This window comes from Mycobacterium sp. IS-1742 (genome assembly GCF_001500125.1).
Classification (GTDB): Bacteria; Actinomycetota; Actinomycetes; order Mycobacteriales; family Mycobacteriaceae; genus Mycobacterium.
In genome coordinates, this window is sequence record NZ_LQIV01000007.1 from 12,230 (window position 1) to 36,258 (window position 24,029).

General features: G+C 70.5%; 20 protein-coding genes, 1 tRNA gene and 2 pseudogenes. 6 read left to right on the forward strand and 17 right to left on the reverse strand.

The annotated features are described in order from the left end of the window. The 5 genes from AU196_RS05895 to AU196_RS05915 all read right to left on the reverse strand — a co-directional run bounded on the left by AU196_RS05895 (position 1) and on the right by AU196_RS05915 (position 3,627). A complete protein-coding gene (locus AU196_RS05895) occupies positions 1-657 on the reverse strand; it encodes an L-threonylcarbamoyladenylate synthase (RefSeq protein WP_059094166.1) in 657 nt (218 codons plus the stop codon). Next, complete coding sequence (gene prmC, locus AU196_RS05900; protein WP_059094167.1) at positions 654-1,547, reverse strand: peptide chain release factor N(5)-glutamine methyltransferase; 894 nt, start codon at positions 1,545-1,547, stop codon at positions 654-656. Before prmC ends, AU196_RS05895 begins: the two co-directional genes overlap by 4 nt. Next, entirely contained in the window at positions 1,544-2,617 is a 1,074-nt protein-coding gene (gene prfA / locus AU196_RS05905) for a peptide chain release factor 1 (protein ID WP_059094168.1), read from the reverse strand. Before prfA ends, prmC begins: the two co-directional genes overlap by 4 nt. 87 nt (positions 2,618-2,704) lie before the next feature. Next, on the reverse strand, positions 2,705-2,917 hold the full coding sequence (gene rpmE / locus AU196_RS05910) for a 50S ribosomal protein L31 (protein WP_059094169.1): 213 nt from the start codon (positions 2,915-2,917) through the stop codon (positions 2,705-2,707). A 119-nt stretch (positions 2,918-3,036) separates the two neighbouring features. Continuing rightward, positions 3,037-3,627 carry a maleylpyruvate isomerase family mycothiol-dependent enzyme gene (locus tag AU196_RS05915; protein WP_059094170.1) on the reverse strand — a complete coding sequence of 197 codons (591 nt, stop codon included), beginning with the start codon at positions 3,625-3,627 and terminating at the stop codon, positions 3,037-3,039. Between the two features lie 64 nt (positions 3,628-3,691). Between AU196_RS05915 and AU196_RS05920 the strand changes: the two genes are divergently transcribed. Next, a complete protein-coding gene (locus AU196_RS05920) occupies positions 3,692-4,126 on the forward strand; it encodes a MarR family winged helix-turn-helix transcriptional regulator (RefSeq protein WP_059094171.1) in 435 nt (144 codons plus the stop codon). On the opposite strand, the gene fadD1 is transcribed toward AU196_RS05920, so the two are convergent. Further along, complete coding sequence (gene fadD1 / locus AU196_RS05925) at positions 4,107-5,705, reverse strand: fatty-acid--CoA ligase FadD1 (protein WP_059094172.1); 1,599 nt, start codon at positions 5,703-5,705, stop codon at positions 4,107-4,109. The two genes, AU196_RS05920 and fadD1, sit on opposite strands and share 20 nt — an antisense overlap. An 88-nt stretch (positions 5,706-5,793) precedes the next feature. On the opposite strand from fadD1, the gene AU196_RS05930 reads away from it, so the two are divergent. Further along, complete coding sequence (locus AU196_RS05930) at positions 5,794-6,453, forward strand: TetR/AcrR family transcriptional regulator (RefSeq protein ID WP_502687217.1); 660 nt, start codon at positions 5,794-5,796, stop codon at positions 6,451-6,453. A gap of 141 nt (positions 6,454-6,594) precedes the next feature. Here the strand turns inward: AU196_RS05930 and rho are convergent, their stop codons facing one another. The 6 genes from rho to argS form a co-directional block, all read right to left on the reverse strand. Then, positions 6,595-8,622 (reverse strand): transcription termination factor Rho, encoded by a 2,028-nt coding sequence (gene rho / locus AU196_RS05935; RefSeq protein WP_059094174.1) that lies wholly within the window; start codon positions 8,620-8,622, stop codon positions 6,595-6,597. 284 nt (positions 8,623-8,906) lie between these two features. Further along, positions 8,907-9,851: a homoserine kinase gene (thrB, locus tag AU196_RS05940; RefSeq protein ID WP_059094260.1), complete on the reverse strand. Its 945-nt coding sequence runs from the start codon at positions 9,849-9,851 to the stop codon at positions 8,907-8,909. Positions 9,852-9,863: 12 nt separating this feature from the next. Further along, positions 9,864-10,946: a threonine synthase gene (gene thrC / locus AU196_RS05945; RefSeq protein WP_059094175.1), complete on the reverse strand. Its 1,083-nt coding sequence runs from the start codon at positions 10,944-10,946 to the stop codon at positions 9,864-9,866. Next, on the reverse strand, positions 10,943-12,265 hold the full coding sequence (locus AU196_RS05950) for a homoserine dehydrogenase (protein ID WP_059094176.1): 1,323 nt from the start codon (positions 12,263-12,265) through the stop codon (positions 10,943-10,945). The genes thrC and AU196_RS05950 overlap by 4 nt, the downstream gene beginning before the upstream one ends. Continuing rightward, a complete protein-coding gene (lysA, locus tag AU196_RS05955; protein WP_197415716.1) occupies positions 12,262-13,647 on the reverse strand; it encodes a diaminopimelate decarboxylase in 1,386 nt (461 codons plus the stop codon). The genes AU196_RS05950 and lysA overlap by 4 nt, the downstream gene beginning before the upstream one ends. A 35-nt stretch (positions 13,648-13,682) precedes the next feature. After that, positions 13,683-15,335 (reverse strand): arginine--tRNA ligase, encoded by a 1,653-nt coding sequence (gene argS / locus AU196_RS05960; protein ID WP_059094178.1) that lies wholly within the window; start codon positions 15,333-15,335, stop codon positions 13,683-13,685. A gap of 102 nt (positions 15,336-15,437) precedes the next feature. Here argS and AU196_RS05965 point away from each other — a divergent pair. Next, a tRNA-Arg gene (locus AU196_RS05965) sits at positions 15,438-15,510 on the forward strand. A gap of 109 nt (positions 15,511-15,619) precedes the next feature. After that, complete coding sequence (locus AU196_RS05970) at positions 15,620-17,605, forward strand: SpoIIE family protein phosphatase (protein ID WP_059094179.1); 1,986 nt, start codon at positions 15,620-15,622, stop codon at positions 17,603-17,605. 18 nt (positions 17,606-17,623) lie between these two features. Here AU196_RS05970 and AU196_RS05975 read toward each other — a convergent pair whose 3' ends face one another. Then, positions 17,624-18,784, reverse strand: a complete 1,161-nt coding sequence (locus AU196_RS05975; RefSeq protein WP_059094180.1) for a serine hydrolase domain-containing protein — start codon at positions 18,782-18,784, stop codon at positions 17,624-17,626. Positions 18,785-19,181: 397 nt separating this feature from the next. Between AU196_RS05975 and AU196_RS05980 the strand changes: the two genes are divergently transcribed. Next, positions 19,182-19,664, forward strand: a complete 483-nt coding sequence (locus AU196_RS05980; RefSeq protein WP_059094181.1) for a hypothetical protein — start codon at positions 19,182-19,184, stop codon at positions 19,662-19,664. A gap of 69 nt (positions 19,665-19,733) precedes the next feature. Here the strand turns inward: AU196_RS05980 and AU196_RS05985 are convergent, their stop codons facing one another. Both AU196_RS05985 and AU196_RS05990 read right to left on the reverse strand, forming a co-directional pair. Next, positions 19,734-20,828: a zinc-dependent alcohol dehydrogenase gene (locus AU196_RS05985; protein ID WP_059094182.1), complete on the reverse strand. Its 1,095-nt coding sequence runs from the start codon at positions 20,826-20,828 to the stop codon at positions 19,734-19,736. Beyond that, positions 20,821-21,795, reverse strand: coding sequence for a Gfo/Idh/MocA family protein (locus tag AU196_RS05990; protein WP_059094183.1), 975 nt, complete (start codon positions 21,793-21,795; stop codon positions 20,821-20,823). The genes AU196_RS05985 and AU196_RS05990 overlap by 8 nt, the downstream gene beginning before the upstream one ends. 95 nt (positions 21,796-21,890) lie before the next feature. On the opposite strand from AU196_RS05990, the pseudogene AU196_RS05995 reads away from it, so the two are divergent. Then, positions 21,891-22,931 (forward strand): annotated as a pseudogene (locus tag AU196_RS05995) (glycosyltransferase); the annotation flags it as partial. A gap of 100 nt (positions 22,932-23,031) precedes the next feature. On the opposite strand, the pseudogene AU196_RS26320 reads toward AU196_RS05995, so the two are convergent. Together AU196_RS26320 and AU196_RS06000 are read right to left on the reverse strand one after the other, a co-directional pair. Beyond that, a pseudogene (locus AU196_RS26320) lies at positions 23,032-23,136 on the reverse strand (DUF899 domain-containing protein); the annotation flags it as partial. 7 nt (positions 23,137-23,143) lie between these two features. After that, positions 23,144-24,025, reverse strand: a complete 882-nt coding sequence (locus tag AU196_RS06000; protein WP_059094185.1) for an LLM class flavin-dependent oxidoreductase — start codon at positions 24,023-24,025, stop codon at positions 23,144-23,146. Between the last annotated feature and the right edge of the window lie 4 nt (positions 24,026-24,029).

Here is a 24,029-nt window from a genome sequence, read left to right on the forward strand (position 1 = left end):
TCACTCCGTGAGCAGGCTTTCGGTGTTGACCCCGAGGACCTCGGCGACGGCTTCGGCGGTGACGGGCCCGGTCCGCAGGATGCGCGGGTGGGCGCCGCTGAGGTCGACGATCGTCGAGGCCGCCCGCTGTTCGGAGGGGCCGCCGTCGAGATAGACGTCGACCAGGTCGCCGAGCTGCTCGCGCGCGTCGGCCGCCGACACCGCGGCGGGCCGGCCGGAGATGTTGGCGCTCGACACGGCCATCGGGCCGACCTCGCGCAGCAGTTCGATGGCGACCGGGTGCAGCGGCATCCGCAGCATCACCGTGCCGTGCGCGTCACCGAGATCCCACGGCAGCGACGGCGCCTGCCGGACCACCAGGCTCAGCGCCCCCGGCCAGAACGCGCGGATCAGTTCCCGCGCCGTGTGCGGCACCGTGTAGACGAGGCCTTCGATGGTGTGCCAGGAGCCGACCAGCACGGGCACCGGCATGTCGCGGCCGCGGCCCTTGGCGGCCAGCAGCGCGGCGACGGCGTCGTTGTTGAACGCGTCCGCGCCGATGCCGTAGACGGTGTCGGTCGGCAGCACCACCAACCCGCCGTCTTTCAGCGCACTGACGGCGGTCGCGATACCGGTCGCCCGGTTGTCGGGGTCGGTGCAGTCGAACAGTTCGGTCATCGCCCCTCCGCGGTGGCAGTGGTGGCCGGTCGACGCCGGGCGGTGACGAAACGCGGCCGGCCGGTCAGATCGGTGTGGGCGGTCACGTCGTCGAAGACCGCGGCGTCGAGCGCGCGGCTGCGGCGAAAGGCCGCGGCCGTGAGCGCCGAGGTGGTGTCGTCGTGTTCGACCGCGCAGCGGCCACCGGGCCGCAGCCAGCGCCGCGCGAGTTCGACGATCGCGTGGATCACCACCATGCCGTCGGGTCCGCCGAACAGCGCCTGGGGTGGATCGTGGTCGGCGACCTCGGGGTCGAGCTCCGCACCGTCGGGGATGTACGGCGGGTTGGCGACGACGAGGTCGACGGCCCCGTCGAGATCGGGACGCAGGCCGGGCGCGGTGACGTCGGCGTCGACCAGCTCGACGCCGGTGCCGGCGAGGTTGCGCCGGGCGTAGCCGAGCGCGTCGGCGGAGTTCTCGACGGCGATCACCCGCGCCCCCGGGTGCGCGGTGGCGATCGCCAGCGCCAGCGCTCCCGAACCGGTGCACAGGTCCACGATCACCGGATCATCCGGAAGTGGTTGCCGCAGAGCCCATTCCAGCATCGCCTCGGTCTCCGGCCGCGGGATGAACACCCCGGGGCCGACGCTGACCTGCACCGGCCCGAACGCCGCGGTTCCGGTGAGGTGCTGCAGCGGGATGCGCGTCGCACGCGCGGCCACCAGGTCGCCGAAGCGGGTGTGGAAGTGCGGCGGCAGGTCGGCGAACATCAGGCGCCCACGGTCGGTGCCCGCCGCGTGCGCGGCCAGCAGTTCCGCGTCCACCCGCGCCGACGCGATCCCGGCGGCGGCCAGCGCCGCCGTGGCCTCGTCGATGACCTGGCGCAGCGATGACGCGGGCGCCCGGGTCATGAGCTCTGCAGTCGCGCCTGTTTGTCGGCGGCCGCCAGCGCGTCGAACAGCGGGTCGAGGTCGCCGTCGAGCACCTGGTCGAGGTTGTGCGCCTTGAAGTTGATGCGGTGGTCGGCGATCCGGTTCTCCGGGAAGTTGTACGTGCGGATGCGCTCGCTGCGATCGACGGTGCGGATCTGGCTGGCGCGGTCGGCCGACGCGTCAGCCTGGGCCTGCTCCTCGGCCAGCGACTGCAGCCGGGCGGCGAGCACCTGCATGGCGCGCGCCTTGTTCTGCAGCTGCGAGCGTTCGTTCTGGCAGGTGACGACGATGCCGGTGGGCAGGTGGGTGATCCGGACCGCCGAGTCGGTGGTGTTCACGCCCTGCCCGCCCTTGCCGGACGACCGGTAGACGTCGATCCGCAGATCGGATTCGTCGATCTGAACCTGCTCGACCTCTTCGGGTTCGGGGTAGACGAGCACGCCCGCCGCCGACGTGTGCACCCGGCCCTGGGATTCGGTGACCGGGACCCGCTGCACCCGGTGCACGCCGCCCTCGAACTTCAGCCGCGACCAGACGCCGTCGGCGGAGTCGCCCTTGCTGCGGATCGACAGCGTCGCGTCCTTGTAGCCGCCGAGGTCGGAGCTGGTCTCGTCGAGGATCGTGACGGTCCACCCGTGCCGCTCGGCGTACCGGATGTACATCCGCGCGAGGTCGGCCGCGAACAGTGCCGACTCCTCGCCGCCCTCCCCCGACTTCACCTCGAGCACGATGTCGTCGGCGTCGTGCGGATCGCGGGGCGCGAGCAGATCCGACAGCTGGGTCTCCAGCGCGTCGACGGTGGCCTCGAGTTCGGGCACCTCGGCGGCGAAGGACTCGTCGTCGGCGGCCAGTTCGCGGGCGGCCTCGAGGTCACCGCGCGCCGCTTCGAGCTTGCGGTAGGTGGTGACGATCGGCGCCAGCTGGGCGAACCGGCGACCGGCCTTGCGGGCTTTCCCCGCGTCGGCGTGCAGAGCGGGGTCGGCGAGCTGACGCTCCAGGTCGGCGTGCTCGGCGAGCAACGCGTCAACCGCTGTGGTGGGAGCACTCATCGCGACCTCCTTCCGCCGAGACTTCCCCGGACGCAAACCGACGCCCGGCCTGCGCGCGTGGCGACAGAGCGGGCGTCGGAGTGGTAGCTACTTGCTGCGCTTGCCGTAGCGCTTCTCGAAGCGCGCGACGCGGCCGCCGCTGTCGAGGATCTTCTGCTTGCCGGTGTAGAACGGGTGGCACTGTGAGCAGACCTCGACGACGATGTTGCCGCTCTTCTTGGTGCTGCGTGTGGTGAACGTGTTCCCACAGCCGCACTGGACCGTGGTCTCGACGTAGTCAGGGTGAATACCCGTCTTCATTGGTGTCCTCTTCGATCGGGGCCGCCGGGTCGCCCGCTCATGACCTGCGCTGAGGTGGGCGTGAACCGGAACCGAGGGTGTGACTAGCGGTCAATTATGCCAGGTCAACCGCCAAGAGCCTAAACGCGCGGCAGGACGGCGCTATTCCGGCCGGACAGCGCCAGCACGATGTCGCGGATCGGGGCGCTGACCGGCCTGCCGGAGCCCACCGCGAAGTCGGCGTCCGTCGCCTGCAGCGCCATCCCGGCGAACCGCCTGCGGGCATGGAACGGGAAGCCCATGCTCCACAGCCGCTGCGCGGCGATCACGGCGGGCGCCGGCGGCATCTCCCGCTCGATGCCGAGCGGAACGGCGATGTCCTGGGTGTGGACGAGCACGTCGGTCAGCGGGTCGGCGACCGCCGTGCCGGGCGGCCTGCGCCGGACCCCCACCATGGCCCGCAGCGCCGCGACGATCTCGTCGGGTGGGCGCGGATCCTGCCGGGCCAGCCGCGACACCATGGCGTTGAACCGGAAACCCGACCGCACGGCCTCGAACGCCATACGCGGCCACGGCGCCGTCGAGTGCGTGAGGTGGACCGCGACGTCGCGCACCGACCAGCCCTCGCACAGCGACGGGGCGGCCCACTGCTCGGCGGTCAGCGTGTCGAGGAGGTCGGCGAGGGCGGTGCGCTGCGCATCGATGTGGGTCCAGATCTCGGCGTCGTCCACGATGGCTCCCTTTAGTCAGCTTACCTGACTAAATTAGTCAGGGAACCGTACTAAAGTCAACGGGGTGGCCGAGACTCCGAGCGTCACCACGCTCATGTTCGTCGCGCACCGGGCCGCGGAGACGCGGATTTTCGACGCCCTGCGCGCAGCGGGCTTCGACGACCTGACACTGGCGCAGAGCAGGATCGGCCAGCGGCTGCGCCCGGACGGCATCCGCCTCACCGACCTGGCCGAGGAGGCCCGGGTCACCAAGCAGACGGCCGGCGCGCTGGTCGACCAACTCGAACGCGCCGGTTACGTCGTCCGCACGCCCGATCCCACCGACGCGCGGGCCCGCCTGGTGATGCTGAGCGACCGGGGGCGGCGGTTGTGCGCCGCCGCCGCGTCCGAGCTGGCGGTCGTCGAGCGGGAGTGGCGCTCACATCTGGGAGCGGAGACCTTCGACCGGTTGCACGAGGCGATGGTGTCGCTGCGCGAGATCACCGACCCGTACCGCTGACCGACGGCTCGGTCAGGACCCGGTAGGTGTTCCGGTCGCGTTTCCACAGCAGGCGGCCTCGCGGTTCGGTGCCCATCGCGACCAGTTCGCGCTTGAGGATCTTGTTGGTCGCGGTGCTCGGCAGATCGCCGGCGATCCACACGTACCGCGGCCGGCCCTTCGTCGAGAGGTCGCGCTGGGCGGTGAGGAACGCCTCGAACTCCTCGGGCGTCAGCTTCGCATCGTCCTGCAGCACGACCGCGGCCATCACCTGATCACCGACGTGGTCGTCGGGCACCGGGTAGACCGCGACACGGTTGATCGCGGGCAGGCGCAACAGGATTCGTTCGATGGGCGCCGCGGTGAGGTTCTCCCCGTCGACGCGCATCCAGTCTCCGGTCCGTCCGGCCAGATAGATCCACCCGTCGGCGTCGCGGTAGGCGAGGTCGCCCGACCAGTACATGCCGTGGCGCATCCGCTCCCCCGTGGCGCCGGGATCGTTGTAGTAACCACGGAACAGTCCACCGCCTGCGGTGTTGACCAACTCTCCCACCGCGGCGTCGGCGTTGAGCAGCGCCCCGTTCTCGTCGAACCGGGCCACCTCGCACTCGCGGACCGTGTCGGGGTCGTAGATCGCGACGCCCGGGAAGCCCTTGCCGATCGATCCGTGAGGGCAGTCGTCGGGCCGGGTGATGATGACCGCGGTCTCGGTCGACCCGAATCCGTCCCAGACCGTGCACCCGAACCGGCGGCCGAACGCCTCGATGTCGCGGTCGGCGGCCTCGTTGCCGAAGGCGATGCGCAGCGGGTTGTCGTGGTCGTCTGGCTTCTCGGTGGTGGCGAGGATGTAAGCGAGCGGTTTACCGACGTAGTTCATGTAGGTGGCGCCGTAGCGGCGGATGTCGGAGAGGAACCGCGACGCCGAGAACGTCGCCGGGGCCATCGCCGCGCCCGCGCCGACGGCGACGCTCCAGCCCGCATAGACGGCGTTGGAGTGGAACAGCGGCATGGCCAGATAACAGACGTCGTCCTCGGTGAGCCCGTAGCGCTCCACCAGGGCGCTGCCGGCGAACAGGACCATCGCGTGCGGCACCTGCACGGCCTTGGGTTCCCCGCTGGTCCCCGAGGTGAAGATCATCATGAACGTGTCGTCGGCGCCGACTTCGCGGTGCGGCGTGAGTTCGGGCGCGCCGGCCAGGCGCCGAGCCCAGTCGTCGGCGCCGAGGTCGATCACGGTGACGCCGGGCAGGTCGAGCCCGTCGATCAGCGCCCGGTGCTCGGCGTTGACCAGCAGGATCTGGCAGTCCACCCGCGCGATGTCCCGGGCCAGCGCCTCACCCCGCCGGGTGGTGTTGACCCCGCACAGCACGTAGCCGCCGAGCGCCGCGGCGGCCAGTGTGGTGAGCATGTCGGGCGTGTTGCCCAGCAGGACGCCCACGTGCAGCGGACGGGCCGGATCGGCGGCGGCGATGACCGCGGCGGCCTCCCTCGACGCCTCCGCGAGGTGTTCGCGCCACGTCCAGCTGCGGTCGCCGTAGCGGACCGCGACGGCGTCGGAGTCGGCGCGCTCGCGCAGCAGGCCCTGCAGAGTGTCGGGCACGAGTCCACCTCGATCGTTGAGTGAACAGATTTCCCAATCTGTCTACCATGTTCGTCCGGCGCACCGGAACGGCGCGCCTGTTGGCAGAATGCACTCGTCGCGTTGCCCACGCGGCGAAACGCCCGAAGGAGGCAGAAGCCCGGTGACGGCAACGACGCCCACGCGGTCTGCACGTGACCGGTTGATCGACGCAGCGGAATCCTGCTTGCGCGCCAAGGGGATTCGGGCGACGACCGTATCCGAGGTGGCCGAGGTGGCCGGCGTCTCGCGCGGCTGGCTCTACCGGCATTTCCCGGACAAGGCGTCCCTGCTCGGGGCGGCGATCGTGCGGCTCAACGAGGCCTACTGGTCCGAGGCGCACGCGGTGCTCGAGCCCGTCGACGGGCTGGCCGAACAGATCGTGGCGGGCATCCGGCACGGCAGGCAGGCCTACGACGATCCCGGCGCCCTGCTGATGAGGCTTCGCCTGGAGGAACCGGAGGAGTTCGCCGCCTGCGCCGGTGCCGGCGTGCAGGGTCTGGTGCCCGACCTGGCCGACTTCTGGAGCCGCTACCTCCTCGCCGCCCGAGAGCGCGGCGAGATCCACCCGGCCACCGACGTCGCCGAGGCGTCGGAGTGGGTGGCCCGGTCGGTGATCTCGCTGGCGACGGTTCCGGGCAACACACTCGACCCCACGGACCGGGCCGCTCTGCTCACCCACGTCCGCAGGTATGTGATGCCGGGGTTGCGGGCCGACCCGGCGGTCTGAGGCCGGCGCGTCAGGGCGTCGAGTGTGTCGCCATGGCGGCGGTGCCGCCGATTTCCCGCCGTGTGTTCACAGTCGGCGCCGTGGAGGCACAGTCGACACGAAAAAGCCCCCGCCGAGGCGGAGGCTTTTCGGTGTCCGGGACTAGTCGTTGTCCGCCGACCCCGGCGCGGTCTTGGAGACCTGCACCAGGAACTCGTAGTTCGTCTTGGTCTTGCGCAGCTGGCTCATCAGCAGGTCGATGGCCTGATGGCTGTCGAGACCCGACAGCACCCGGCGCAGCTTGTGCACGATCGCGAACTCGTCCGGGCCGAGCAGCAGCTCGTCCTTGCGGGTGCCCGACGGGTTCACGTCGACCGCCGGGAACACCCGGCGTTCGGCGATCTTGCGGTCGAGCTTGAGCTCGGCGTTGCCGGTGCCCTTGAACTCCTCGAAGATCACCGTGTCGCCGGTCGACCCGGTCTCGACCATCGCGGTCGCGACGATGGTCAGCGAACCGCCCTCCTCGATGTTGCGCGCGGCGCCGAGGAACCGCTTGGGCGGGTACAGCGCGGTCGAGTCCACACCACCGGACAGGATGCGGCCCGACGCCGGGGAGGCGTTGTTGTAGGCGCGGCCCAGTCGGGTGATCGAGTCGAGCAGCACCACGACGTCCTTGCCCTGCTCCACCAGACGCTTGGCGCGCTCGATGGCCAGCTCGGCGACGGTGGTGTGGTCCGACGGCGGCCGGTCGAAGGTCGAGGCGATGACCTCACCCTTGACCGAGCGCTGCATGTCGGTGACCTCTTCGGGACGCTCGTCGACGAGCACCACCATCAGGTGGCATTCCGGGTTGTTACGGGTGATCGCGTTGGCGATGTCCTGCATGATCGTGGTCTTACCGGCCTTGGGCGGCGACACGATCAGCGCGCGCTGCCCCTTGCCGATCGGCATGATCAGGTCGATGACGCGGGTGGTCAGCTTGTCCGGAGAGGTCTCCAGGCGCAGCCGCTGATTCGGGTACAGCGGGGTCAGCTTGCCGAACTCGGGACGCTTCCTGGCGTCCTCGACCGGCCCGCCGTTGACGCTGTCCAGACGCACCAGCGGGTTGAACTTCTGGCGCGGATTCTGACCGCCGCCCTCACCCTCCTTGGGCACCTTGACCGCACCGGTCACGGCGTCGCCGCGGCGCAGTCCGTTCTTGCGCACCATGTTCATCGACACGTAGACGTCGTTCGGCCCGGGCAGGTAGCCGGAGGTGCGGACGAACGCGTAGTTGTCGAGGACGTCGAGGATGCCGGCGACGGGCTGGACGACGTCGTCCTCGCGGATCTCGGTGTCACCGGCCCCGCCGCCGCTCTCGCCGCCCCGCTCGCCGCGACGCCTGCGGTCGCGGAACCGGCGTCCGCGGCGGCCACCGCGGCCGTCGCCGTCGGCGTCACCGTCGGCGTTGTTGTTGTTACGGTTGCCCTGGCCCTGATCGTTGTCGGAGCGGTTGTCGGACCGGTCATCGGACTGGTCGCGCTGACGGTCGCCACGACGTTGCTCGCCCCTGGACTGGTCGCCTCTGCCCTGGTCACCCTTGCCCTGATCGGACTTGGGCTGGCCGTCCCTGGGCTGCTCGGCGTCGGACTGCTGCTGCGCGGGCTTGTCGCCCTTCGTGCGCTCGTTCCTGGGCCGTTCATTCTTGGGCTCGGCCGCGGCCTGTTCGGCTGGGGCGGCGACGGTGGCCGGCTCATCGGCATTGACCTCATCGGTCTTCGGCTCATCGCTCTTGGGCTCGTCGGCTGTGGGCTCGGCGGCCTTGGGCTGGGCGGCGCCGGCCTGGCGGGACGCCCCACGACGCTCGCGGCGCGGCGGGGTCTGCGGTGCGGCGGTGTCCGCCGAGGCGTTCTCCGCCTTGGCGCCGTTGCCCTCACCGCGGCGCTCACGGATGGCGGCGATCAGTTCGCTCTTGCGCATACCGGAGGCGCCTTCGACGCCGATCTGCCGGGCCAGAGCGCGCAGTTCCGGCAGCACCATCGAGGTCAGGGAGGTCGCGCGGTCACCCGACGCGACGGTGGCCGTCGGAGCGGTCTCCGCGGTCGTCGTGGTGACGGCCGGGGTCTCCGACGCCGGGGAATCGGTGTTCACGACGTCCGGCGAGTCTGTTCGCTCAGCGCTGTCGGCCGTGAAGAGGTCCGTATCGGTCACGGAATTCCTTTCTTTCCCTCGCTGATTGCGTTTGCGCGAGGGCTCAAAATGTCCTTGGCGTTCAGCCGATCCGCCGAACGCGAAGGTTCCACCGTCGCCTGTGCAACGGTGATCGCCGGGATTCGCCGCCATGGGGCGAACCGTCGGTCCACGAGTGAAACACGGGAAAGATGAGGATCGTCCTAGTGTCGGCGCAGGCAGAGACGCTGCAATTGCTGGACGAAAGCGAGAATAACCCGCTTACGTGCCGGAAGCAAGAAACGTGGCGTGATGCATGTCAACCCTCAGCTGCGTGCGGCGACGCCGGTTGACCAGCGCACACCGTCGCCGACGGCCATCTCGGCGATCGTGAACCCGTTGGCGGCGCCGAACTCGGCCGCCTCGGCGGGCAGTTCCGGATCGGTACCCAGTGCGATCACCGTGGGCCCGGCCCCGGACAGCACCGCTGCCACACCACAACCACGAAGGACGCGGATCAATTCCGCCGAGACCGGCATCGCCTGCGCCCGCTGCGGTTGGTGGAGCACGTCCTCGGTGGCCGCCATCAGCAGGTCGGGACGCTCGGTCAACGCCACCACCAGCAGCGCGGCCCGGCTGAGGTTGAACCGCGCGGCCTCGTGGCTGACGGTGTCCGGCAGCAGCACCCGGGTCTCGGCTGTCGAGGACCTCTGCTGCGGAATGGCCGGGAAGAGGTGGATGTCGGGATGCACCCGCAGGGGTGCGGCCGCATAGCGCGCCTGCGCACCCGCACCGTCGGTCCAGGTGACCACCGCCCCGCCCAGCACGGCGGCCGCGGCGTTGTCCGGGTGCCCCTCGAACGCCGACGACAGCTGAATCAGCTGCTCCACAGTGAGAGGACTCGAATCAGTTTGGGCGACAAGACCATTGGCGGCAGCGAGCCCGCCGACGACGGCCGCCGCCGACGACCCGAGCCCGCGTGAGTGCGGGATGTCGTTGCGGCACCGCACCACGAGCCCGGGCGCGGCACATCCGGTCGCCCGCAGACCGGCTTCGATCGCCCGCACCACCAGGTGCGACGAGTCCAGGGCCACCTGACCGGCGCCCTCCCCCTCGACGGTGACGGTCAAACCGGAATCGACTGTCTCCACGACGATGTCGTCGTAGAGGCGCAGCGCCAGGCCGAGGCTGTCGAAGCCGGGACCGAGGTTGGCGCTCGACGCCGCGACCGTGGACGTGGCGGTCAGCCCGACGGGGAGAGTCTGCGTCACCGGCACGTCCTGTCAGACCAGACCGAGTTCGGCCGCCACCGCGACCGGGTCCACCGCGAGCGGCGTGACGGCGGGCATGCCCTTGAGCGCGGTGTCGGGATCCTTGAGCCCGTTCCCGGTGACGGTGCACACCACCGTCGACCCCTTGGCCACCCAGCCGTCCTCGATCGACTTGAGCAGCCCGGCGACGCTGGCCGCCGAGGCCGGTTCGACGAAGACCCCTTCGGTGCGCGCAACCAGGTGGTACGCCGCCAGGATCTCCTCGTCGGTGGCCGCGAGGAACCGGCCACCCGACTGCTGCTGGGCCTCGACCGCCGACGTCCACGACGCGGGCGCGCCGATGCGGATCGCGGTGGCGATCGTCTCCGGGTTCTTGACGGGCTCACCGGTCACCAGCGGGGCCGCCCCCGCCGCCTGGGTGCCGAGCATGCGGGGCAGCCGGTCGGACAGGCCGTCCCGGTGATACTCGCTGTAGCCCTTCCAGTATGCGGTGATGTTGCCCGCGTTGCCGACCGGCAGGGCGTGCACGTCGGGTGCGGCGCCCAGGACGTCGACGATCTCGAACGCGGCGGTCTTCTGACCCTCGATGCGGTACGGGTTGACCGAGTTGACCAGTGCGACGGTCGGGAAGTCGGCGGTGAGCTTGCGGGCGAGTTCCAGGCAGTCGTCGAAGTTGCCGTCGATCTGGATGATCTTGGCGCCGTGCATGACCGCCTGGGCCAGCTTGCCCATCGCGATCTTGCCCTGAGGGATCAGCACCGCACACGTGATGCCCGCGCGCGCCGCGTACGCCGCGGCCGAGGCCGAGGTGTTGCCCGTCGACGCGCACAACACCGCCTGCTTGCCGCTGGCCGCGGACTCGGTGACCGCGACCGTCATCCCGCGGTCCTTGAACGAACCGGTCGGGTTGAGCCCTTCCACCTTGAGATGCACTGTGCAACCGGTGAATTCGCTCAGCCGCTTGGCGTGGACCAGCGGTGTGCCGCCCTCGAGCAGGGTGACCGGCGTCCAGTTCTCGCCGACGGGAAGCCGGTCACGGTAGGCCTCGATGAGACCGGGCCACGGGCGGTGCACCGCGTTCACTGGCGTACTCATTCGTTCGTTCCTTCCATGCGCAGCACGCTGTTGACGCTCTGCACGACGTCGAGTTCGGCGAGGGCCGAGACGGTTTCGGACAGCGCCGCGTCGGTGGCACGGTGGGTGACGACGACGATGCGCGCACCGCAAGGCTGTCCGCCCTCGTCGACCACGCCCTCCTGGCGCACCTCGGCGATACTGACCTCACGCCGGGCGAATTCGGCTGCGACCGAGGACAGGACGCCCGGGCGGTCGGCGACGTTCATGTTGACGTAGTACCGCGTGGGGATGAACCCGATCGGCGACACCGGCAGCTTGGCATACTTCGACTCGCGCGGACCGCGGCCGCCCTGAACGCGGTTGCGCGCGGCCATCACCAGGTCGCCCATGACTGCCGAGGCGGTCGGTGCACCACCGGCGCCCTGGCCGTAGAACATCAACCGGCCGGCGGCCTCGGCCTCGACGACCACGGCGTTGAAGGCGCCGTTGACCGCTGCCAGGGGGTGCTCGAGCGGAACCAGCGCCGGGTAGACGCGGGCGGAGACGCGTTGTTGGCCGTCGTCGGTGGTCAGCCGCTCGCAGATGGCGAGCAGCTTGATCGTGCACCCCAGCGAGCGGGCGCTTTCGAAGTCCTCGGCGGAGACCCGGGTGATGCCCTCGCGGTAGACGTCGTCGGCGGTCACCCGCGTGTGGAACGCGATGGACGCCAGGATGGCCGCCTTGGCTGCGGCGTCGTAGCCCTCCACGTCGGCGGTCGGGTCCGCCTCGGCATATCCGAGCGCACTGGCGTCGGCCAGTGCGCTGTCGTAGTCGGCGCCGGTGTCGTTCATCGCCGACAGGATGTAATTCGTTGTGCCGTTGACGATCCCGGCCACCCGCAGCACGCTGTCGCCGGCCAGCGACTGGGTCAGCGGGCGGATCACCGGGATGGCGCCTGCGACCGCGGCCTCGAAGTACAGGTCGACGCGGGCGGCCTCGGCGGCTTGCGCCAGCTCGCCCGTCGACTGTGCCATCAGCGCCTTGTTCGCGGTCACCACCGACTTGCCCTGTTCGAGCGCGGCGAGGATCGCCTTGCGGGCCGGTTCGACCGGACCCATCACCTCGACGACGATGTCGACGTCCTCGCGCGAGACCAGTTCTTCGACGTTGTCGGTGAGCAGGTCGGCCGGCACCCCGCGGTCGTCGGCCACCCGGCGCACACCGACCCCGCGCAGTACGAGCGGGGCGCCGACGCGCGCAGCCAGGTCGGCCGCGCTCTGCTCGATGATGCGGACCACTTCACTGCCCACATTGCCCAGACCCAGAACCGCAACGCCCACCGGCTTTTCGTAACTCATTGACCACTCACTTCCAGACTCAACAGATCGTCGACCGTCTCGCGGCGCAGGATCAGGCGCGCGTGCCCGTCGCGCACCGCCACCACCGCGGGGCGGCCGATCAGGTTGTAACGGCTCGACATCGAATAGCAGTAGGCACCGGTCGCGGCCACACCCAGCAGATCACCCGGCGCCACGTCGCCGGAGATCCACGTGTCGCGCACGACGATGTCGCCGCTCTCGCAGTGCTTCCCGACCACCCGGCTCAGCGCGGGGTCGGCGTCGCTGGCCCGGGAGATCAGCCGGACGTCGTATTCGGCGCCGTACAACGAGGTGCGGATGTTGTCGCTCATCCCGCCGTCGACGCTCACGTAGCGGCGGTGCGCGGTGGAACTGACGGCGACGTCCTTGACGGTGCCGACCTGATACAGCGTGATCGTGCCCGGTCCGGCGATCGCCCGGCCCGGCTCGACCACCAGCTTCGGGGTGGGCAGGCCGACGGCCGCCGACTCGTCGCGGACGATCGCGCTCAGCTTGGCCGCGAGTTCGGCGACCGGCGGCGGATCGTCCTGCGGCAGATAGGAGATGCCCAGGCCGCCACCGAGATCGACGGTCGACATCTGCGCGGTCTTGTCCACGCCGAACTCGGCGACGACGTCGCGCAGCAGGCCGATCACCCGGTGCGCGGCGATCTCGAAACCCGCGACGTCGAAGATCTGCGAGCCGATGTGGCTGTGCAGGCCGACCAGCCGCAGGTTGTCGGTCTCGAACACCCGCCGCACGGCGGCCATCGCGGCCCCGCTGGCCAGCGACAGCCCGAACTTCTGGTCCTCGTGGGCGGTCGAGATGAACTCGTGCGTATGGGCTTCCACGCCGACGGTCACCCGCACCAGCACGTCCTGGACCACCCCGGCCGCGGCGGCGATCTCGTCGAGGCGTTCGATCTCGATCATCGAGTCGACCACCACGTGTCCGACGCCGGACTTGACCGCGAGCGCCAGTTCGTCCAGCGATTTGTTGTTGCCGTGCAGGGCGATCCGCTCGGCCGGGAAACCGGCGTGCAGTGCGACGGCGAGTTCTCCTCCGCTGGCCACGTCGAGGGCCAGGCCCTCCTCGTCGATCCAGCGCGCCACCTCGGTGCACAGGAAGGCCTTGGCGGCGTAGCGCACGTACTCGCCCCCGCCGAACGCGGCGGAGATCTCCCGGCAGCGGGAGCGGAAGTCGTCCTCGTCGATGACGAAGACCGGTGTGCCGAATCGGGCGGCGATGTCGGTGATCGGCACCCCGGCGATCGACACCACACCGTCGGCGCCGCGAACGGCGTTGCGCGGCCAGACGTTCGGGGCGATCTGGAGAACCTCGTCGGGGCCGGCCGGACGCGGCGGCGCGCCGCCGTGGTGGATCTCCTCGGCGTGCCGGGGGCCGGCGGGATGGGCGTTCACATCCGCTCCGGGGCGCTCACGCCGAGGATCGCCAGGCCGTTGGCGATCACCTGACGGGTGGCCTGGCACAGCGCCAGGCGGGCCTGGTGGAGGCTGCCCGGTGTCTCGTCGCCCTGGGGCAGCACGCGGCACTGGTCGTAGAACCGGTGGTAGTCACCGGCGAGGTCCTCGAGGTAGCGGCACACCCGGTGCGGTTCGCGCAGTGCGGCCGCCGACTCCAGCACCCGCGGGAACTCGCCGAGGTTGCGGATCAGCGTGCCCTCCTTGTCGTGGATGAGCAGATCGAGGTGGTCGGTGCCGGCGACGACGCCGAGATCGGCCGCGTTACGGGCCAGCGCCGACAGCCGCGCGTGGGCGTACTGCACGTAGTAGACCGGGTTCTCGTTGGACGCCGAGGACCACAGCGCGAGGTCGATGTCGATCGGGGTGTCCACCGAGGAGCGGATCAGCGCGTACCGGGCGGCGTCGACACCGATCGCCTCGACGAGGTCGTCGAGGGTGATCACGGTGCCGGCACGCTTGCTCATCCGCACCGGCTGGCCGTCGCGGACCAGGTTGACCATCTGGCCGATCAGCACCTCGACGGTGTCCGGATCGTCGCCGAGTGCGGCCGCTGCGGCCTTGAGCCGGGCGATGTAGCCGTGGTGGTCCGCGCCGAGCATGTAGATGCAGAGGTCGAATCCGCGCTGCCGCTTGTCCAGGAAGTAGGCGAGGTCACCGGCGATGTAGGCGGGGGCGCCGTCACTCTTGATGACGACGCGGTCCTTGTCGTCACCGAAGTCGGTGGTGCGCAGCCAGGTCGCGCCGTCCTTCTCGTAGATCGCGCCGTTGTCGCGCAGCCGGGCGATCGCCTCGTCGACGCGACCGCTGGTGTGCATCGAGTCCTCGTGGGTGAACACGTCGAAGTCGGTGCCGAATTCGTGCAGCGAGGTCTTGATGTGGTCGAACATCAGGTCCACGCCGATCGCGCGGAACGCCTCACGCATCTGGTCGTCGGGCAGGTCGAGCGCACCCGGATCCTTGGCGAGCACCTGGGCGGCGATGTCGCCGATGTAGCTGCCCGCGTAGCCGTCCTCGGGGGTCGGCTCCCCCTTCGCCGCCGCGATCAACGAGCTGACGAACCGGTCGATCTGCGCGCCGTGGTCGTTGAAGTAGTACTCCCGTACCACCGCGGCGCCCTGGGTGGCCAGCAGCCGGCCCAGTGCGTCGCCGACCGCGGCCCACCGCGTGCCGCCGATGTGGATGGGGCCGGTGGGGTTGGCCGAGACGAATTCGAGGTTGATGTCGCGTCCGGCGAGCGCGGCGGAGTGCCCGTAGCGCCCGGCGCCGGTGATGATGTCGCCGACGATCACGTTCTGGGCGGCGGCCTCGATGCGCAGGTTGACGAAGCCCGGGCCGGCCACCTCGGCGGACGAGATGCCTGCGGCCGCGGTCAGCGCCTCGGCGAGCCATCCCGCCAGTTCGCGGGGGTTGGTGTCGACCTTCTTGCCGAGTTGCAACGCCAGGTTCGTGGCGTAGTCGCCATGCTCGGGATTGCGAGGACGCTCCACCGTGATGGTCGCGGGCAGCGCGGCGGTGTCGAGGCCGCGCTCGGTCAACACAGCGGTGGCGGTGGTCCTGAGCAAGTCGGCGAGGTCGGCGGGTGTCACGGGGGTCCATCCTATGGTCTGGGGTGGTCAGTGCCCGAATCCGTTCCTCGGCGCAGGATGCGTTACGCTGTGCACGCCCAATGGCGCGGTACGTCCGAACGCGCCCCCGTAGCTCAGGGGATAGAGCGTCTGCCTCCGGAGCAGAAGGCCGCAGGTTCGAATCCTGCCGGGGGCACCCATGTCCGCGGATTCCCGCTAATTAACTGTGCCGTCACGCGTTGGGTGCGTCGGCAAGGTTCTCGAGTTGCAGGCATTCCCCGTGATCAGCGTGTAAAAGTGAGCGGGTGGATCCTGATCAGGGGGCGTCGGGAGATCAGCGAATTCGCTCCGGGAGGTCGGCAGTCGTCTTCGTAGGCGGCTGCCTCGTGGCCGTGCTCGTCGTCGGGTGGCTCTCACTGGTGACGCAGCCGACCGCGCTGGCGTCCACGGCGTGGTGGCCCGTGGCCGGAATCGCCGTCGGCCTGGGCATCCGCTTCCGGCGTCGTCACGTCTGGGCCCTGGCCGCCGCGGTGGCCGGGATCACCCTGCCGCTTCTGATCTGGGCGGGGCGGCCCACCCCACTCGCGATCGCGCTGGCCCTGACCGTCGCGCTCGAGATGGTCATCGCGACCCTGATCCTGCGCGGACGCCACGACTGCCTGCCGACCCTGGCGGCCCCGCGGGACCTCGGCCGGTTGCTGGTGGCCGTCGGTTCGGCGGCGGTGGTCTACGACCTGGTCGGCGCCAGCGCCACCTACCTGCTGGCCGATTCCACCGAGGCCTGGGTCCGGTTGGTGACGTCGGCGCCGAAGCACGCGGCCGGGATGCTGCTGCTCGTCCCGCTGTTCATGCACCTGCCGAGACGCCCCCGGCCCGCGGGCCCGGTGGAGACCGTCGCCCAGGTCGTCACGACCCTGGGCCTGGTCACGTTCGTGTTCGCGTTCAACCCGGGGATGCCGCTGTCGTTCCTGCCCTTCATGCCGCTGGTGTGGGTGGCGATGCGCCTGACGACCCGGGAGCTGATCTTCCTGATGCTGGCGATCGCCGTGATCGCCTCGGCAGGCAGCGCCTACGGCACCGGGCCGTTCGCCTTCCACCTCCTCGACCCGGAGATGGGCAACCTGGTCCTCCAGGTCTTCGAGCTGTCGATGGTGGTCGTGTTCCTGTCGCTCTCGCTCGCGGTGGGCCAGGAACGCACCACCGCACGGCGGCTCAACGAGAGCGAGGAACTGTTCCGCCGGATCTTCGACACGTCGGTCGCCGGGATGGTGATCGCCACGCGCACCGCCAACGGGTGGACGATATTGCGCGCCAACGAGTCCGCGGTGACCATCGTCCCCGGACTCGCCGACCCCCCGACTCGGCTCAGCGACCTGCTGGGCGACGAGGCGACCGCGGCGCTCTCCGCCGAAGCCGAGGCACTGACCGAGGGCAATGCGCGCCTCACCCTGACCACCAGCGCCGGGCGCATCCTCAACGTCAGTATCTCGCTGATCAGCGACGACGGGGACAGCCGCACGCTGGCGCTGCAGTTCTACGACATCACCGAGGCGATGCGCGCCCGCCGCCTGGAACAGGAGGAACTCGAACGCGCCGCGGAGGTGCAACGGGCCCTGCTGCCCGGGAAGCTCCCGCCGACGCCCGGATGGAGTTCCGGTGCGGCGTCGGTGCCCGCCAAACAGGTCGGCGGGGACTTCTACGACATCCGGGTCGAGGTTCCGCACGCCGTCCTGAGCCTCGGCGACGTGATGGGCAAGGGTATGGGCGCGGGAATGCTCGCGGCCGCGACGCGGGCCGCGCTGCGCGCCAACGACCCCCAGCTCAGCCCGTCGGCCGCCATGAGCCGCGTGGCCGGCATCGTCGATCACGACCTGCAGCGCACAAGTGCGTTCATCACGCTCACCTACGTGCTCGTCGACCTGGTCACCGGCGACTTCCGCTTCGCCGACGCCGGGCACGGGCTGCACTTCATCGTCCGGACCGGATCCAACCGCGTGGAGCGGGCAGCCTCGAGCGATCTGCCGGTCGGGCTGGACAGCGGCTGGGCCGAGAAGCAGGGAGCACTGCAGCCCGGCGACGCGCTCCTGCTCGTCAGCGACGGCGTGATGGATCTGTGGGGCGGCTCGGTCGAGCAACTGTCGGCCGCCGTGGCGCAGTGCGCCCGACAGCACGGCACCAGCCCCCAGGCGTTGGTCGACGCACTGTGCGCGCGGGCCAACGGCGATCTGGACCGCGACGACGTGACGGCCGTGGTCCTGCGGCGGGAGCCGGTGGACGCGGCAGCACACTGAAACCGCGTGGGGACGTCCTCAGGCGGCGCTTTCGTCGACCATCTCCGGGGGCTGCGGGCCGAGTTCGTAGAGGTGGCCCGGCGTCGCCAGCTCGGTCACGACGTAGGCGATCTGTCCCGCCGAATGTGGTTCGGCCACATCGGAATTGACGAACACCACCAGCGTCGCGTCGCGTTCCGGCAGGTACACCGCGACCGTCGCATAGCCGGGGATGTCGCCGTTGTGGCCGCGCCAGCCCCGGGCATCGAAGATCGCGAACGCGTAATCGACGCCCGGCACCACCGGTGAGCCGTTGGCGATGCGCTGCGCCTGCGTGTCGGGGCGCAGCAGCGTGCCCTTGCCCAGTGCTGCCGCCCAGGTGCGCAGGTCGTACACGTTCGACACGATCTTGCCCGCGGCGTCGGCCCACGACGGGTTCCACAGCGTCGTGTCGAGGAACCGGCCGTCGGGCGCCTTGTTGTCACCGTGCGCGTAGGGACTCGGGAGCAGTCCGTTGCCGGGGTAACTGGTACGGGTCAGCCCCACCGGGCCGAAGATGTTGTCCTGCAGATAGGTACCGAACGGCACACCCGTGACCTTCTCGACCACCATGCCGAGCAGCACCGTGTTGGTGTTCGAGTACGCGTACTGGCTCCCGGGCGGAAAGTCGAGCGGCTGAGAGAAGGCGAGGTCGACGAGGTCGCGCGGCGTGGTCGCGAATGCGTCCGGCCCGGCGGGCGATTCACGGTAGACGCGGTCGATGAACGTCTCCGCCTCGGTGTAGTTCGGCAGTCCGCTGCGCATCCTCCCCAGCAGGTCGAGCGTGATGACGTCACCCGACGGCACCCCCTCCACGTAACGGGAGATGGGATCGCTCAGGCGGACCCGTCCCTGATCGGCGAGTTGCAGGATCGCGGTGCCGGTGAAGGTCTTGGTGACGCTGCCGATGCGGAAGTGATCGTCGGCCCGCATCGGCGCACCGGTTCCGGTGTCACCGACCCCGAACGCCTTCACGTAGTCGATCTCACCGGGTATCGACAGGCTCACGACCGCGCCGGGGGCACCCATCTGCGCGAGCCGTTGTTCGATCGCCCGGTCGAGCGCCGCGGTCAGGTCGGTGGGCTGCGCGAGCGCAGGTGGCGCCGCGACGAGCATCACCGCCGTGAGCGTGAGTGCGGCCAGTGTCCGGGCGACTCGCATGGCCGTCCCCAATCGTCGGTGACCTGGGCAGATGGTGGGTGAAGTGTAGCGGGGGCAACCCCCCGGTACGCCGGACGTCCGATTTCTTCGTCACACCTTCGTCTGCCCCGACGGGCGATCGACGGCGAAGACACCCGGCGCAGCCGCAGAGATTCGCTGCCTGATCGCCGGGGCCGCACGTTTTGCGGCTCAACCCCACATCACCGGCGTGACATTGTTTGCTGGCGCAAGCTTCCTGGGCACGAACCGCTATCGTCAGCGCATCTGCGCAGTTGCGGAGGTTGGTTCGCAGAGCTAAACAAGTCGTGGACTATGCGTCCGCAAAGGCCGATAAGCCGACGCAGGATTTGCTCAGACGAGATACGATCTCAGTGATTTCCTATCCGAGGGGTTGACTGTGGATATCAAACGAGTACTGGCCGGGGCGTCGATCGTCGGCGTCGTGGGCCTTCCGGCCTGGTTCCTGGGCGCGGGGGTCGCCTCAGCCGAACCGGCCGCCGGAGCCGAATGCGCCGATCCGGCGACCTGTGAGCGGGCACCTGAAGAGAAGCCGGCCGAGAAGAAGTCCAACGCGAACAAGGCGCCGATCCAGATTCCCGAGGCGTGGTCTCGCGAGGTCGCCAAGAACGTGGCCAACCTGCCGTCACCGGTCGAGGCGAACGGCAGCGTGCCGGTCTCCGTCGGCCTGCCGGACGTGGTTCCGGACATCGGTTTCAGCGCGCCGGTCCACCTGCATCCGCCCGCCCTGGGCGGCGTCGGCCTGCCCTCCGTCGGGATGCCCAGCGTGAACCTTCCGGCGCCGAAGCTCGGACCGCCGAACAACCCGCTGAACCTGGGCCCGCCGAACAACCCGTTCAAGCTGCCGAAGATCGGTTTCTGATCCGGCGTTGACAGACGACAGTGGCCGCCTCGCCGATGCGAGGCGGCCACTGTCGTTCGCCGGGCCGGTTCAACAGGAGAAGACGAGCTGAAGGCCGTCGTGCCGGGTGGTCGCCAGCCGGCTCAGCGTCTGCGGCGCCTCGGCCAGCGGTGCGTAGTCGGTGATCAGGTGCGCCCGGACGTCGTCCCCGCGGACCTGCAGGAAGGCGACGGTCTCCGCGCTGAGGCGGTCGCGGTTCCACAGGTGACCCGTCCCCCGCGGCACCCGGCCGATCTGGGCGCAGCGCACCGACAGCCCGTTGTGGTGGAATTCCTCGCCGAGGCGGACGTCCCCGCACCCGTCCTGGTAGAACGCCAGATCGATGACGGTGCCCTGGGGTCGCAGCAGGCGCAGCGCCAGGGCCAGCGCGCTGCCCCGGCCACGGCACTGGAAGACCACGTCCGCACCGCGCTCGCCGACTCCGCCCCAGCGCCGCTTCACCGCGAGCGCCGGATCGCCGTCCCCCGGATCCAGCGCCGTCAGGCCCAGGCGTTCGGCGATGTGCCGCCGTCCCGCCGTCTCGTCGAGCACCACGACGTCGGCCGCGCCGTGGTGGGCGGCCAGCAGCGCGGTCAGCAGACCGACGACGCCGGCGCCGACGACCGCGATCCGCCTGCCGCGCACGCCGTCACCCAGCGTCCGCACGTCGGCGCCCACGACGTCGGACGCGGCGTGCAACAGTCCGTTGGCGCAGATCGGCCCCATGTGCGCGACGTAGATCCCCAGCACCGCGTCGAACCCGGCGGGCAGCACGACGAACCGGTCGCGCAGCGCATCCGCCCGGTAACGGCTGCGGTGGCCGTATGTCATCGCCACGAGGTGACCGACGGCGAGCGACGGCACGCGACTCTCGACCACCCGGCCGACCTGCATGTAACCGAACCTCTTGACCGGGTAGCCGGCGTTCGGTTCGCCGGCGAGGAAGAGCCCGAGGTCGGCATCCCAATGCCGGTGCAGCGCCGGGTTCGTGCCCTTGACCCAGCTGAGGTCGGTCCCGGCGGACAGTCCGCTGAACACGGTCGCGACGTCGAACTGCCCCTCGGACAGGGCGCCGTCCGGCGGCTGCGGCTCACACGCGACCACGCCGGGCCGCTCGACGACCACGGTGTACCCGGCGTCAGCCATGGAGCGTCACCGGCCGCGCGCGGGCGGCGGATTCGGCGATGGCGCAGGCCACTTCGTGTGTGCGCAGGGCGTCCGCGTAGTCGACGAGGATGCCGTCGGGGCCCGCTCCGCGGCCCGTCACGGCGTCGATGAAGGCGCGGTCGGCGGCCCTCTTGGCGTCGTCGGGCTGGAGGTCGCGCTGCAGCGTTCCGTCGGCCGTGCGGGCCGTGATGCCGTCCTCGCGGACGGCGACGCTCACCGCGTCCCCGTGAATGTCGATGCCCGCGAGGTGTTTCCACGTCAGACAGCAGGCCGCGGCGACCGTGCCGACCGCGCCCGATTTGAAGCGCAGCGTCGCCGCGGTCGCCCCGTCGATGTCCGCATCGGGCGAGCGCGGCGGGGCCGCGTTCGCGAAGGCGCTGACCTCGGCGACCTCGCCGACCAGGTAGCGCAGCATGTCGAGTACGTGCACCGCCTGTTCGACGATCTGCCCGCCGGACAGGTCCCGTCGGCACCACCACGCCACCGGCGGCACCCGGTCCAGCCACGACGCGACGGCGAGCCGGATCACACTGTCGCCCAACATCTCCCGCACCAGGCCGACGGCCGCCGAATACCGCCAGTGGTGGCCGACGGCGCTGGTCACACCCCGCTCGCCGATGAGGTCCGCGATGCGGCGGGCGGTGTCCGCATCGGTGCCGAGCGGCTTCTCGACGAACAGCGCGGCGCCCGCGGCGACGACCGACTCCTCGATCGGCCCGTGCGCGTGTGGGGGGACGCAGACGTAGACGGCATCCGGCGTGTCGGCCAGGAGGGCGGTCAGGTCGGGGACGACGGCGGCCCCGGTGGCGCGTGCGAACGCGTCGGCGGCGGATGCCGCGGGATCGGTGACGGAGGCGATCACGACGTCGGGCAGTTCGAGAAGGTGCCGGGCATGGCGGACGGCGACGCCACCGGCTCCGACGAACGCCACTCTGCAGCGGGACATGGGCACCCTCCCCTGGTTCGCGGTGGATACCCGCCGTTCGCGTCGGTATGCATTTTTTGACGTATACGTCGAATCTCACCGGGTATCCGCATGCCATGTCGCTGACGGTGCTGATCAACGCGGGCCCGTGGCTGACAGTGCCGCCGCGCGGATACGGCGGCATCGAGAACATGATCGCGACGTTGATCCCGGAGTTGCGCGGCGCCGGCGTGCGGGTGGTCCTGGCCACCGTCGGGGGCAGCACGGTCGACGTCGACGAGAAGATCGTCACCTTCGACGAACCGCAGTTCCGGCATCTCACCGAGCCGTACAACCAGGTGATGGGCATCGCCGCCACCCACATGCACCGGTTGGTGACGGAGTTGGCGCACCGCGGTGACGTCGACCTCGTGCACGACCACCTCGAGGCGGTGGGGCCGACCGTGCTCGCGGCGGCCGGGCGCCGGCTGCCGCCGGTTCTGCACACGTTGCACTGGGATCTGTCCAAACACCCTGACCTGTACGGGAATCTGTCGGTCGACCACCTCTGGGTGAACGGTGTGTCGGCCGCGCAGATCGCCCGCGGACCTGAGCCGTTGCGGCAGCGCAGCCTCGGCCACGTCCACCTCGCGACGTCGCTGACCCGGACGGCCCCTCGCGATCCGGCGCCCAAGGGCCGACACGTCGCCCTCGTCGCGCGGATCTCGCCGACCAAGGGTCAGCATGTGGCCGCACGGCTGGCCCACCGGTGCGGTGTCGACCTCGTGCTGGCCGGCCCGGTCGGCCCGTACGCGAACGCCGCGGACCTGGCGGCGGACCCTCACGCCGAGCGGTATCCCGACGTGCGGTACCACCGCGACGCGGTGGCGCCGCTGATCGACAACCGGCGGGTGCGCTGGGTCGGCAGCCTCGAGGGGGAGGCCCGCGACCACCTGGTCGCCACGGCGCGGGCCACGCTGTTCCCGCTCACCTGGGAGGAGCCGGGCGGCACCGCGGTGATCGAGTCGCTGGCGCTGGGCACACCGGTGGTGGCCTACCGGCGGGGGTGTCTGCCGGAGTTGGTCACCCCCGACACCGGCCGGCTCGCCGATCCGGGCGACGAGACGGCGCTGGCCGGCCTGCTCTCGCAAACCGACGAGATCGATCCGGCCCGGTGCCGCGCGGAGGCGCGGCGGCGGTTCTCCCCCGCGGTGATGGCCGCCGGATATCTCCGGATGTACGCGGAATGCGTCCACCGCGGTCACACACCGCGGCTGCTCAGTACGCGTCGTGCAGGCGGATCCACTCGTACGGCGGCCGCTGGGGCCGGCCTGACGGCGAGTCCTCCCACGTCTCCTGACGGTCGTACGGGGTGAGGCCGAGCGCTCGGCTACCCCCGGCCCTTCACCGCGTCGGCGATCCGGTTGAGCTGACCGATGTCGGAACTGGTCGGGATGAGGTGGACCTCGTCGGTGCCGATCTCGTCGAACCGTTCGAGCACCGCGAGCAGATCGTCCTCGGTGCCGGCGAACCCCGTCGCCGGAGCCATCGCGTCGACGTACTCGCCCGGGATCCAGTTCATATAGCGGCGCAGGTGCCGGTGCACCTGGGCACGCGCCTCGTCGCGCTCGCCGACTGCGAACCAAAACGACGTCGCCAGGTGCGGCCGCGGCTTGCCCGCGTCCGCCCAGGCGGTGCGGGCGACGTCGAACAGCTCGTCCTGTTTGGCCGGGTCGAGGTCGAGGATGGTGCCCGCCATGCCGTCGGCCCACGCGGCCGCGCTGCGCACCGTCTTGGGTCCGATGGTGCCGACCAGCAGCGGCGGGCCGCCCGGTTGCACCGGCGGCGGCCCCACCGGCAGCACGGATTCGGTGACCTTCTCCCCGGCCCAGACCCGCTTCATCACCGCGACCCGCTCCGCCATCTGCCGCATGGTCTGGGTGGCCGGGTCCGCGCCGACCGCCTCGTAGTCCTCGTGCCTGCCGCCGACGCCGATGCCGACCGTCAACCGGCCGCCGCTGATGAGATCGCCGGTCGCGAGCGCCTTGGCGAGCATGACCGGATCGTGCAACTGCGGTACGACCACCGTCGTCACCAACCGCACGCGCTCCGTCCACGCCGCCACCGCACCGAGCAGCGTCAGGCTGTCGGGGTTGTCGAACGCGATCCGCTCACCCCAGCACAGCGCGGAGAACGGCCCCTCGTCGACCGTCCGGGCCCACGCGCGCAGCGTCGCGGAGTCGAGATCGGGCTCCATCACCGGCAGGGTCATTCCG

What these genes read in the sequence shown, in the direction of transcription:
- AU196_RS05895 (WP_059094166.1), bottom strand. Translation starts at nt 657, where the DNA reads ATGACCGAACTGTTCGACTGCACCGACCCCGACAACCGGGCGACCGGT.
- prmC (WP_059094167.1), bottom strand. Translation starts at nt 1,547, where the DNA reads ATGACCCGGGCGCCCGCGTCATCGCTGCGCCAGGTCATCGACGAGGCC.
- prfA (WP_059094168.1), bottom strand. Translation starts at nt 2,617, where the DNA reads ATGAGTGCTCCCACCACAGCGGTTGACGCGTTGCTCGCCGAGCACGCC.
- rpmE (WP_059094169.1), bottom strand. Translation starts at nt 2,917, where the DNA reads ATGAAGACGGGTATTCACCCTGACTACGTCGAGACCACGGTCCAGTGC.
- AU196_RS05930 (WP_502687217.1), top strand. Translation starts at nt 5,794, where the DNA reads ATGCACTCGTCGCGTTGCCCACGCGGCGAAACGCCCGAAGGAGGCAGA.
- thrC (WP_059094175.1), bottom strand. Translation starts at nt 10,946, where the DNA reads ATGAGTACGCCAGTGAACGCGGTGCACCGCCCGTGGCCCGGTCTCATC.
- AU196_RS05950 (WP_059094176.1), bottom strand. Translation starts at nt 12,265, where the DNA reads ATGAGTTACGAAAAGCCGGTGGGCGTTGCGGTTCTGGGTCTGGGCAAT.
- AU196_RS05975 (WP_059094180.1), bottom strand. Translation starts at nt 18,784, where the DNA reads ATGCGAGTCGCCCGGACACTGGCCGCACTCACGCTCACGGCGGTGATG.
- AU196_RS05985 (WP_059094182.1), bottom strand. Translation starts at nt 20,828, where the DNA reads ATGGCTGACGCCGGGTACACCGTGGTCGTCGAGCGGCCCGGCGTGGTC.
- AU196_RS05990 (WP_059094183.1), bottom strand. Translation starts at nt 21,795, where the DNA reads ATGTCCCGCTGCAGAGTGGCGTTCGTCGGAGCCGGTGGCGTCGCCGTC.
- AU196_RS06000 (WP_059094185.1), bottom strand. Translation starts at nt 24,025, where the DNA reads ATGACCCTGCCGGTGATGGAGCCCGATCTCGACTCCGCGACGCTGCGC.